General features: G+C 67.5%; 10 protein-coding genes. 8 read left to right on the top strand and 2 right to left on the bottom strand.

Annotation, left to right across the window (positions count from 1 at the left end; genetic code table 11):
* The first annotated feature begins 1 nt into the window (after position 1).
* Genes Hhyl6_RS06285 through Hhyl6_RS06275 form a run of 3 tightly spaced genes read left to right on the top strand, consistent with a single transcriptional unit; the run spans position 2 to position 4514 of the window.
* Positions 2–2911, top strand: coding sequence for a DNA-directed RNA polymerase subunit A' (locus Hhyl6_RS06285; protein WP_483738363.1), 2910 nt, complete (start codon positions 2–4; stop codon positions 2909–2911).
* Positions 2912–2913: 2 nt separating this feature from the next.
* On the top strand, positions 2914–4089 hold the full coding sequence (gene rpoA2 / locus Hhyl6_RS06280; protein ID WP_483738362.1) for a DNA-directed RNA polymerase subunit A'': 1176 nt from the start codon (positions 2914–2916) through the stop codon (positions 4087–4089).
* Positions 4089–4514, top strand: a complete 426-nt coding sequence (locus Hhyl6_RS06275) for a NusA-like transcription termination signal-binding factor (RefSeq protein ID WP_483738361.1) — start codon at positions 4089–4091, stop codon at positions 4512–4514. The genes rpoA2 and Hhyl6_RS06275 overlap by 1 nt, the downstream gene beginning before the upstream one ends.
* A 195-nt stretch (positions 4515–4709) precedes the next feature.
* Here Hhyl6_RS06275 and Hhyl6_RS06270 read toward each other — a convergent pair whose 3' ends face one another.
* Positions 4710–7118 (bottom strand): methyl-accepting chemotaxis protein, encoded by a 2409-nt coding sequence (locus Hhyl6_RS06270; RefSeq protein ID WP_483738360.1) that lies wholly within the window; start codon positions 7116–7118, stop codon positions 4710–4712.
* A gap of 216 nt (positions 7119–7334) precedes the next feature.
* On the opposite strand from Hhyl6_RS06270, the gene Hhyl6_RS06265 reads away from it, so the two are divergent.
* The 5 genes from Hhyl6_RS06265 (at position 7335) to Hhyl6_RS06245 (ending at position 10551) form a co-directional block, all read left to right on the top strand.
* Positions 7335–7763 carry a 30S ribosomal protein S12 gene (locus Hhyl6_RS06265; RefSeq protein ID WP_135305350.1) on the top strand — a complete coding sequence of 143 codons (429 nt, stop codon included), beginning with the start codon at positions 7335–7337 and terminating at the stop codon, positions 7761–7763.
* Between the two features lie 2 nt (positions 7764–7765).
* Positions 7766–8383, top strand: a complete 618-nt coding sequence (locus Hhyl6_RS06260) for a 30S ribosomal protein S7 (protein WP_483738359.1) — start codon at positions 7766–7768, stop codon at positions 8381–8383.
* Between the two features lie 175 nt (positions 8384–8558).
* Positions 8559–9143, top strand: a complete 585-nt coding sequence (locus Hhyl6_RS06255; RefSeq protein WP_483738358.1) for a biotin transporter BioY — start codon at positions 8559–8561, stop codon at positions 9141–9143.
* On the top strand, positions 9140–9844 hold the full coding sequence (locus Hhyl6_RS06250; protein WP_483738357.1) for an energy-coupling factor ABC transporter ATP-binding protein: 705 nt from the start codon (positions 9140–9142) through the stop codon (positions 9842–9844). Before Hhyl6_RS06255 ends, Hhyl6_RS06250 begins: the two co-directional genes overlap by 4 nt.
* Entirely contained in the window at positions 9838–10551 is a 714-nt protein-coding gene (locus tag Hhyl6_RS06245; RefSeq protein ID WP_483738356.1) for an energy-coupling factor transporter transmembrane component T family protein, read from the top strand. Before Hhyl6_RS06250 ends, Hhyl6_RS06245 begins: the two co-directional genes overlap by 7 nt.
* On the opposite strand, the gene Hhyl6_RS06240 is transcribed toward Hhyl6_RS06245, so the two are convergent.
* Positions 10548–11354: a DUF5781 family protein gene (locus Hhyl6_RS06240; RefSeq protein WP_483738355.1), complete on the bottom strand. Its 807-nt coding sequence runs from the start codon at positions 11352–11354 to the stop codon at positions 10548–10550. The two genes, Hhyl6_RS06245 and Hhyl6_RS06240, sit on opposite strands and share 4 nt — an antisense overlap.
* Positions 11355–11511: the final 157 nt, after the last annotated feature.

The following is an 11511-nucleotide window of genomic DNA, read 5'->3' as shown; positions in this document are numbered from 1 at the left end:
CATGAGTTCCCAACAGACACCGCAGGAAATCGGTCAGCTCAGTTTCGGGCTGATGGACCCCGAGGAGTACCGCGAGATGTCGGCCACGAAGGTCATCACGGCCGACACCTACGACGACGACGGCTTCCCCATCGACATGGGGCTGATGGACCCGCGCCTGGGCGTCATCGACCCCGGACTGGAGTGCAAGACCTGCGGCAAACACAGCGGGTCGTGTAACGGCCACTTCGGCCACATCGAACTCGCCGCGCCGGTCATCCACGTCGGGTTCGCGAAGCTCATCCGCCGTCTGCTCCGCGGCACGTGCCGCGAGTGTTCGCGGCTCTGTCTCGACGAGAGCGAGCGCGAGGAGTTCACCGAGCAACTCCAGCGCTCGCGCGACCTCGGCCGCGACCTGAACGACGTGACGAAGGCGGCCATCCGACAGGCCCGCAAGAAGGACCGCTGTCCGTACTGTGGCGAGAAGCAGTACGACATCAAACACGAGAAGCCGACGACCTACTACGAGGTCCAGCAGGTGCTCTCGGCGGACTACCCCGACCGCATCGCCGAGGCGATGGAGGAGTCCGACGAGCGCATCTCCCCGTCGGACCTCGCCGAGGAGACGGGCATCGACAGCGGCCGCGTGCAGGAGATTCTCAGCGGCGAGTTCCGTCCCCGGCAGGAGGACCGCCGCGCCTTGGAGAAGGCGCTCTCGGTCGACCTGACCGAGGAGGACATGAACAAACTGATGCCCAGCGACATCCGGGACTGGTTCGAGGACATCCCGGACGAGGACATCGAGGTGCTGGGGATGAACCCCGAGCGCTCCCGTCCCGAGTGGATGATTCTGACGGTGCTCCCGGTGCCGCCGGTCACCGCTCGGCCCTCGATTACGCTGGACAACGGCCAGCGCTCCGAGGACGACCTCACTCACAAACTGGTCGACATCATCCGCATCAACCAGCGGTTCATGGAGAACCGCGAGGCGGGTGCCCCGCAACTCATCATCGAGGACCTCTGGGAACTCCTGCAGTACCACGTCACCACGTTCATGGACAACGAGATTTCGGGCACGCCGCCGGCCCGACACCGCTCCGGCCGGCCCCTGAAGACCCTCTCCCAGCGGCTGAAGGGCAAGGAGGGCCGCTTCCGTGGCTCGCTGTCCGGGAAGCGCGTCAACTTCTCGGCGCGTACCGTCATCTCGCCGGACCCGACCCTCTCGCTGAACGAGGTCGGCGTCCCCGAGCGCGTGGCCCGCGAGATGACCCAGACGATGAACGTCAACGAGCGCAACCTCGAGAACGCTCGTCGCTACGTCGCCAACGGCCCGGAAGGCCACCCCGGCGCAAACTACGTCCGACGGCCGGACGGCCGCCGACTGAAGGTCACGGAGAAGAACTGCGAGGAACTGGCCGAGAAGGTCGAAGCCGGGTGGGAAGTGTCTCGCCACCTCGTGGACGGCGACATCATCATCTTCAACCGCCAGCCGTCGCTGCACCGGATGTCTATCATGGCCCACGAGGTGGTCGTGATGCCGTACAAGACGTTCCGGCTGAACACCGTCGTCTGCCCGCCGTACAACGCCGACTTCGACGGCGACGAGATGAACATGCACGCCCTCCAGAACGAGGAAGCGCGGGCCGAGGCCCGCGTCCTCATGCGCGTGCAGGAACAGATGCTCTCGCCGCGCTTCGGTGAGAACATCATCGGCGCCATTCAGGACCACATCAGCGGGACGTACCTGCTGACACACACCGACCCACAGTTCAACGAGACGCAGGCGCTCGACCTGCTTCGGGCGACCCGCATCGACGAACTGCCCGAGGCCGACGGCGTCGACGACACCGGCGAGGAGTACTGGACCGGCCGCACGCTGTTCTCGGAACTCCTGCCGGACGACCTCAATCTGGAGTTCACGTCCTCTGCGGGCGACACCGTCACCATCGAGGACGGGGAGATGACCTCCGGGACCATCGACGAGGACGCCGTCGGCGCGTTCGGGGGCGAAGTCGTCGACACCATCGCCAAGGACTACTCGAAGACGCGCGCCCGCATCCTCGTCAACGAGGTGTCCGCGCTGGCGATGCGTTCCATCATGCACTTCGGGTTCTCCATCGGCATCGACGACGAGTCCATCCCGCGGCCGGCCGAGGAGCAGATCAACGACGCCATCGACAACGCCTACGACCGCGTCGAGGAACTCATCGAGACCTACGAGGCCGGCGACCTCGAGTCCCTGCCCGGCCGCACGGTCGACGAGACGCTCGAGATGAAGATCATGCAGACGCTGGGCAAGGCGCGTGACTCCGCCGGTGACATCGCCGAGGACCACTTCGACGACGACAACCCGGCCGTCGTGATGGCCGAGTCCGGCGCGCGTGGGTCGATGCTGAACCTGACCCAGATGGCCGGCTGTGTCGGCCAGCAGGCGGTTCGGGGCGAGCGAATCAACCGCGGCTACGAGAACCGCACCCTCTCGCACTTCGAGGAGGGCGACCTCTCCGCGGACGCCCACGGGTTCGTGGAGGCCTCCTACCGCTCGGGGCTCTCCCCGAAGGAGTTCTTCTTCCACGCCATGGGTGGCCGCGAGGGGCTGGTCGACACGGCAGTCCGGACCTCGAAGTCCGGATACCTCCAGCGCCGTCTCATCAACGCGCTCTCCGAACTGGAGACGCAGTACGACGGCACCGTCCGGGACACCTCGGACACCATCGTCCAGTTCGAGTTCGGCGAGGACGGCACGTCGCCGGTCGACGTCTCCTCCAACCAGGACGAGGCCGCCGTCGACGTCGAGCAAATCGCCGACAGCGTCCTCAACGAGGAGTTCGAGAGCGAGAAGCAGAAGGAGAGCTTCCTCGGGCAGCGCACCGAGCGGACCAACCTCTCGGAACACGCCGACGACTGGTGGATGGCCGAGGGTGATGACTGACCATGGTATCCGAAGACATCGAGGCCGTCGTCGAGGACACTGAACTCCCGCGACGGCTGAAAGACGAGGTGTACAGCACTATCGAGGAGCGCGGCGTCGGCGTCGAGGACGCCGACCGCATCGCGAAGGCCGTCGAGTCCCGCTACATGGACACGCGGGTCGACCCGCTCGACCCCGTGGGGACCGTCTCGGCCCAGTCTATCGGGGAACCGGGGACGCAGATGACGATGAACACGTTCCACTACGCGGGCGTCGCCGAAATCGACGTCACGCAGGGGCTCCCCCGCCTCATCGAACTGGTAGACGCCCGGAAGACCCCGGACACCCCGATGATGACCGTCCATCTGGACGAGGAGTACGCCGACGACCGCGAGAAGGCCCACGAGGTCGTCTGGAAGATAGAGGCGACGCGCATCCTCGCACTCGGGGACATCTCGACGAACGTCGCGGACATGCTCGTCCAGATAGACCTGAACGAGGACACCCTGCTCGAACGGTGGCCCACCGTGAACGACACGGAGGCCATCGCCGAGGAGATAGCCGAGACCATCGAATCCAACCTCGGCGTCCAGACCCGGCAGGCCGGCACCGTCATCGAGTTCGGCCCCGAGGAACCCAGCTACCGCGACCTGCTCCAACTCGTCGAGGAACTGCGCGACATCGTCTTCAAGGGCATCGAGGAGATTTCCCGCGTCGTCATCCGCAAGGAAGACCTCGAAGAGGGCGAGGAGTTCGTCCTCTACACCGAGGGGTCGGACTTCGGCGAGGTGCTCGGCATCGAGGGCGTCGACGCCTCCCGCACCACGTGTAACAACATCCACGAGATTTACCGGAGCCTCGGCGTCGAGGCGGCCCGCGAGACGCTCATCAACGAGACGATGAACACGCTCGAAGAGCAGGGACTGGACGACGTGAACGTCCGCCACCTGATGCTGGTCGCGGACATCATGACCAACGAGGGGACCATCGAGTCCATCGGCCGGCACGGCATCTCCGGGTCGAAAGACTCCGTACTCGCCCGTGCGGCCTTCGAGGTCACGGTCAACCACCTGCTCGACGCCGCCATCCACGGCGAAGTCGACGAACTCGACGGCGTCACCGAGAACGTCATCGTCGGCAAACCCATCAAACTGGGCACCGGGGACGTCGACCTCCGGATGGGCGCCAGTCAGGACTGATGCGGGTCGAAATCTCGGACGAAGCGCGCCGGCTGGTCGCCCTCTTCGAGGACGAAGCCGGGGTGACCGTCCGGGATTGCGTCGTCGACGAGGACCACGACCAGATCGTCTACCTCGTCAAGCACGGGCAGATGGCAGACGCCATCGGCCCCGGCGGACAGACCGTCGGCGCAGTCGAGGAGCAACTCGGCCGCGACGTGAAACTGGTCGAGGACGCCGAGACGGCAGAGAACTTCGTCGCCAACGCCTTGGCTCCGGCGGCGGTGTACAACGTCACCGTCTCGGAGAACGACGACATCGTCGCCTACGTCGAGGTGGCACAGGAGGACCGCGGTGCGGCCATCGGCCGCGAGGGCCGCAACATCGACGCCGCGCGAACGCTGGCGAAGCGCCACTTCGACATCGACGGCATCGAACTGACCTGACGGGTTATCGCCCGGTCGCTTCTTTCACAGACGCTCATCGGTAGCGAGCGCTATTCGCGGCGGTCGCGCCCGCCAACCCGCCAGCGCAGTTGTCGAAGGGCGATACCGGGCATCTTCCGACCAGTAGTGTTCACTCGGTCTGTACGCGACCGACGGTGAGAAGGAGAGAATCGAAGGGTCTCTCGGTGGCCCGAGTCAGTCGTCGCCCTGACCGTCGGCGGCGACTTCGGGGTCGAACACGTCCGTATCGCCCGTGTACTCCTGCCCGGACTCGACGTCGAACTGCCGGAGGAGGTCACGGAGGTCGGTGGCCTGTCCGGACAGCGACTCGATGCTCGTCGTGACCTCGTTGATGGTCGCCGTCTGCTGTTGGGCCGCGGCGGCGACGTTCTCGGCCTGACTGGCCGTCTCCTCGCTGATGGAGCCGACTTCGTCGACCATCGAGACGGTCTCCTCGGTGGCGCTGGCCTGTTCGTCGGTCGCGTCGTCGATGGACTGGATGCCGTCGTTGACCTCGTGGACCCGGTCGACGATGGTCGAGAGCGACTCGATGGCGTCGTCGACGGTGTCGATGCCCTCGCTGACGCTGTCGCCCATCTCCCGGATGTCGGTCACGGCGGCGTCGGTCGACTCCTGCACGTCGTTGATGACCGCCGACACCTCGTCGGTGGCCTCGCCGGTCTCCTCCGCGAGTTGCTTTATCTCGTCTGCGACGACGGCAAACCCGGACCCCGCCTCGCCGGCGCGGGCGGCCTCGATGGAGGCGTTGAGCGCCAGCATGTTCGTCTGTTCGGCGATGTCGTCTATCAACTCCACCACGTCGCCGATGTGGGCCATCTCCTCGTCGAGGGCCTCCACCCGCGCAATCGTCTCGTCGGCCCGCCGTTCGATGTCGTTCATGACGGCGTGGGCCTCGCCGGCGCGTTCGCTCCCCGACTCCCCGACGTCGGCGGCCGCCTCGGCGGTGTCGGCCACCTCGTTCGCCTGCGCGGCGACTTCCTCGATGGTCGCAGAGAGGTTCGACATCTCGTCGGCGGCCTGCTGGAGGTTCTCGTGCTGTCGGTCGGCACCGCTCGCTATCTCCTGGACGGACTCGCTGACCTCCTCGCTCGCGTCCCGTACCTCGGTGGCGCTGGCGGTAATCTGGTCGGCGGAGCCGTCGACGTCGGCGGCGAACTCGCGGATGTGGACGATGGTCTGTCCCAACTCGGCGAGCATGTCGTTGAACGCCCGCGCTATCTCGTTCATCGCCTCGGTGTCCGTCTCGGCGTCGAGGCGCTGGCTCAGGTCGCCGTCGGCGGCCTCGCGCATCACCGCCGAGAACTCCTCGGCCTGTCGTTCCAGCGAGTCGGCGAGTTCCTCGGCCTCCCGCTGGGCGGCCTCGGCGTCGGCCTTCGCGTCCTCTATCTCCGTGACGAACTGCTGGAGGTCGGTCCGCATGGCCGACAGCGACTCTCCGAGGCGGCCGGGGACGTCTTCGTCGAGGACCGGGTCGTCGAACTGCTGTTGGGCCAGCGCGTCCGCCTGCGCGGCGACGGTGCCGAGGTACGACTGGATGTCGGTGAACGCGCGCTCGACCTGTCCGATTTCGTCCAGTCGGTCGCTCGTCTCGGCGTCGCCGTCGATGCGACCGGCCGCGAGCGCCTCTGCTCGGTCGGCGACGCCGGTCAGCGACCGTCGGATGTCGCGACCGACGAACGCGCCGAAGGCGACGAAGCCCACCAGCGCGAGGCCGACGAGCGCGAACAGGTCCCGCTGGACTCGGTTTCGGAGCGCGTAGACGTTCTCGCTCGGGGCGCTCTTGACGACGACCCAGTCGGTGCCCGCGACGGGCGCGTAGCTGAGCACTCGGTCGCCGGCCTGCACGACGCCGCTGTCCCCGCTGGCGCCCGCCTCGACGGCGGCCGCGCCGTACTCGCCGTCGTATCCGCTGAAGATGCGCGACTGGTTGTCGGCGAAGACGACTTCGTTCCGACCGGTACCGGACTCGACGACCATCGTCTCGCTCCCCTCGATGGAGTGACTGAACGCTTGGGACCGCTGGCTGACGTTGTAGAAGACGACGGTGTGGTAGTCGCTCTCGGGGACGGTGCTCGCGAACGCGATGTAGTAGTGGTCGTCGTGACGGAACACGCGCGACTGGGCGACGTCGTCCGCGTCCTCGAAGACGAGGGTGCCCCGCCGCCACGCCACGCCGAAGTCGCTCAGCGTCTGGTCGCGGTAGGCGTCGACCGTGCTTCGCTCGATGCGGTTGGTCGCCGACGAGACGTAGTTGATTGCGTGGACGGACCCGTTGAGTCGCGTCTGCGCGTTCTCGAAGGTGCCCTGCGCTCGGGTCGCCGTCGCGCCCGCGACGTAGTAGTGGTTCGAGAGCAGTCTGGTCGTCCGTTCCTGTCGCTCGAGCCAATCGGCCATCGACTGGGCTTGCTGTCCGGTCGTGGTCGTGAGTTCGCCCTCGCGCTGCTCGGTGAGTTCCGTGGCGATGGCGCTCTGGGCGACGAGGCCGGCGCTCGTGACCACCACCGCGATGACGGCGACGGCGAGAGCGAACTTCCGGAGATAGCTCTGCCGGACGACGTCCGGGAGGAGTTTCGCGCCGTTCATGTTACTGAGTAGTGTGCTTTCGTGTCCATGCTCGGTCGTGTACGTTGGCCCTACTTTCCTAACGGTAGTTGTAAATGCTACTCCCCGGTTATCAACAGCAAATATGAGTCCGAGTGTGGTGTGACCGTCTCGCGTGGGGGAGACCGCCACACGCGGGCGGTACAGCGCCGACAAAAGAGGAGTCTTAAGTACCTCGGCAGGATAACGACGCGTACTATGGCAAACGGCAAATACGCCGCGCGCAAACTCAAGAAGGACCGCCAGAAGCACCGGTGGTCCGACTCTGATTACGCGCGCCGCGAACGCGGGCTCGGCAAGAAGTCCGACCCGCTCGAGGGCGCGCCGCAGGGTCGAGGCATCGTACTGGAGAAGGTGGGCATCGAGGCCAAACAGCCCAACTCCGCTATCCGGAAGTGCGTCCGCGTTCAGCTCATCAAGAACGGGAAGCAGGTCACCGCGTTCTGTCCCGGTGACGGCGCTATCTCCTTCATCGACGAGCACGACGAGGTCACCATCGCCGGCATCGGTGGGGCGAAGGGTCGCGCGATGGGCGACCTCTCCGGTGTCAACTACAAGGTGGAGAAGGTCAACGGCGTCTCCATGATCGAACTGGTCCGCGGCAACGCCGAGAAACCGGTCCGATAATCATGAGCGAGGAAGAACAACCCGAACCCGACGCACCCGCCGGTACAGACGAAGAAGAGACGGCCCGCGCCGAACTGTTCGGCGAGTGGTCGGTGACGGACATCGAGTACACCGACCCGTCGACCGAGCGCTACATCACGGTCACCCCCATCGCACACACGATGGGCCGCCACGCCGACAAGCAGTTCAAGAAGTCAGAAATCAGCGTCGTCGAGCGCCTCATCAACCGTCTGATGCAGACCGACGAGAACACGGGCAAGAAGCAACTGGCCACCTCCATCGTGCAGGACGCCTTCGACATCGTCCACGAGCGCACCGAGGAGAACCCCGTGCAGGTGCTCGTCCGCGCCGTCGAGAACAGCGCCCCCCGAGAGGAGACTGTCCGCCTGAAGTACGGTGGCATCTCCGTCCCGAAGGCCGTCGACGTCGCGCCCCAGCGCCGCGTCGACCAGGCCCTGAAGTACCTCGCAGAGGGCGTCTACGGCAGCACGTACAAGACGACCACCAGCGCCGCCGAGGCGCTCGCCCAGCAGCTCATCGGTGCCGCCAACGACGACGTCCAGACGTACGCCGTCAACCAGAAAGAGGAGAAAGAGCGCGTCGCGGCCGCCGCTCGCTAATCTGCGGGACTGTCTTTTCGATTCTCTCGCGCTCTCCAGCGGCCGCACCGCCCGTCTCGGACCCGGCCGCGCCACACTAGAGCTACGACGACGGCCGCCGCCGCGGATGGCGAGCGAGCAGGACCCGGAACCGTGAACCGTCGGTTATATTCCGGTTGACGAGAGAGGATGGCGCATGTCACAGCAGCACAGTTCCGTCGAACTGGTGGGGGACGAGACGGTCAAGCACTTCACGCGGGCCGTCCTCGTCGCGGCGCTGACGGCGGCGCTCTCGCAGGTGTCGATACCGCTCCCGGGGACGCTCCCGCCGTTCTCGCTCCAACCGTTCGGGATGTTCTTCGCGGGCCTCCTCCTCGGACCGCTCTGGGGCGGACTCGCGCTGGCGCTGTACCTCCTCGTGGGCATCGCTGGCGTGCCGGTGTTCTCGAACGGGAACGCCGGACTCGGCTACGTCCTCGTCGGGCAGGGGACCGGCGGCTTCCTCGTCGGCTTCCTCGTCGGGAGTGTCGTCGCCGGTGCCGTCGTCCACCGCGGTATCGAGCCCCGTGACCTCGCCGAGGTGTCGGTGCCCGTGCAGGTCGCGGGGCTGTTCGCGGCCCTCGTCGTCGTGTACGCCATCGGCGTCCCGTGGCTGTCGGCGGTCACGGGGCTTCCGCTCGCCCGCGCGGCCGCCGTGATGGGACCGTACGTCCCCCTCGACCTCCTGAAACTCGGCATCGCCGTCGCCATCGTCGAGGGCGGGTACCTCGTCCGGCGATGATAGCGGTCCGGGACCTCACCTTCCGCTACGGGGACCGGGTCGTGCTGGACGACCTGTCGCTCTCGATTCCCGAGGGGGAGTTCTGCCTGCTCGTCGGTCCCAACGGGAGCGGGAAGACCACGCTCGTTCGCCACCTCAACGCGCTGTTGACGCCCGACGGCGGGTCCGTCGAGGTGGACGGAACCGACGTGTCCGAATCCCCGGTCGCCGCCCGCACGAGCGTCGGCATGGTGTTCCAACAGCCACGCGACCAGTTCGTCGCGGCCACGGTCGGCGCGGACGTGGCCTTCGGCCCGGAGAACCTCGGCCTCGACCGGGCCGAAATCGACCGCCGGGTCGAGACGGCGCTGTCGGCGGTGGGACTGGAGGGGCGCGCCGACGAGCGACTGGACGAACTCTCGGGCGGCGAACAGGCCCGGGCGGCCATCGCCGGCGCGCTGGCGATGGCCCCGGACTACCTCGTGCTGGACGAACCGCTGGCGGGGCTGGACTGGCCCGCCCGAGAACGGGTACTCGACCACCTCGACGAGTTGCACGCCGACGGCACCGCCCTCGTCGTCGTGACCCACGACCTGCGTGACCTCCACACCCGGGCCGACCGGGTCGTCGGTCTGCGGGAGGGGCAGGTCGTTCTGGACGACGACCCGGAGACGGCGCTGGACGACGTGGAATCACTCGGCGTCCGCGACCCGCGATGTTGAGTTACCGGCCCGGGGAGACGCTCGCCCATCGACTCGACCCGCGGTCGAAACTGCTGGTCCAGTTCGGTCTCGCCGTCGCCGTCGTCGCGCACCCGACGGTCCCGGGTCTCGCCGCGACGACGGCGGTGGGACTGGCGGCGCTGGCGGCCGCGCGTCTCTCGCCGCTCGCGGTGGGCCGCTCCTACCGGGTCGTGTTCGCGGTGCTGGCGCTCGCACCCCTGCTCGCGGGCGTCGCGCTTGGCCCCCCGTGGTTCCGGGTGGACCCGGCCGTTCGCTCGGCCCGCCTCGTCGCCCGGGTGGTGCCGGTCCTGTTCGTGAGTTCGGCCTATCTGCTCAGCACGCCCGTCCGCGAGACGCGGGTGGCGGTCCAGCGCCTCGTTCCGGGCAAACCCGGCCAGTTGCTCGGCGTGGGGATGGCGCTCGTCGTACGCCTGTTTCCGCTGGTTCTGGGGGACGTGCGAGAGGTGCGGGACGCGATACGGGCCCGCGGCGGGGAGCGCCGGCCGGTGTGGGAGCGGGCACGCCTCCTCGTCGTCCGGTCGCTGGAGCGGACGCTGGCCCGCTCGGACGGCCTCGGCGTGGCGCTTCGGGCGCGGTGTTTCGCGTGGAACCCGACGCTCCCGGCGCTCTCACTCGGTCGGCGGGACTACCCGGTGCTGGCGCTCGGGGTGGCGCTGACGCTCTCGCCTGCGCTGTTGCTCCTCTAGTCCGCCGCTCGCCCGCTCTCGTCGCTCGCGTACGCTCTGGTCACGTCGACCAGTGCCTTCCGGAACTCGGACTCGTCGGGGTCCGGAACGAGCGACTCGAAGTGGCGCTTGAACTCCCCGAGGTCCACGTCGGCGGCGTCGTGGGCGGCCGCGTGCGCGAGGTCGTACAGGCGGTGGTCCTCGGTGACGAGGTCGTGACGCTCACAGAGTGCGAGCGCGAACGCGGCGTTGACCGCGGTGATGTCCGGGTCGGCGGCAGGGGTGAGACGGGTGGCTGGTTGGGTCGACTGCTGGGTTCCGGTCGGGGACGGAACTGCGGTTCCCCAGCCCCACCCCGTCGTCTCGGCGGGGCGGTCGGCGACGGCGGCCGCCAGACTCGCTTCGAGGAAGTCCACGAGTTTGTCCCCCGGCGCCATCGCCATCCAGACGTCGTCGGCGTAGACGTCCTTCATGTGGTTCGCTATCTGGTAGCAGTGCGTGAGCTTCCGGCGCTCGACCGAACGGCCCGCGAGTGCTAGATAGATGGCCTCTTCCGTCGATTGCGTGTGGGAGGGGTGGCCGCGTTCGTAGTGGTGCATGTGGGCGAACTCGTGGAGTGCGAGTTCGCGGGCCATCGCGCTCGTCGCGGCCTTCCGGGAGATAGTCAGTCGGTGGCCGCCCTCGTCGTGGCTCACGCGGGTCCGCTCGTCGGGGTCCGCCGCGACCCGTACCGTCACCGGCCTCTCGAGGTCGTACTCCGTCGAGAAGAGGTCCCGAGCGCCGAGAAACGGTTCCGCCGGCCCGCCCCGTACGTGCACGTCCATGTGTCTCGTTCACAGGCGTCGCGGACGTATGGCTCTTGTGGGCCGGTCTCGCGTATCGCCCCGGTAGGGTCCCGCAGACGGGCCGAGTGCGACGCCACATCGACCGCCGTCTCCCGAGCGCTACGTTCGCGTGCGAATGGCACGCTCACATGGAAAC

The organism is Haloarcula sp. H-hyl6 (assembly GCF_056934455.1).
This window is presented reverse-complemented; position numbering and strand designations above follow the sequence as displayed.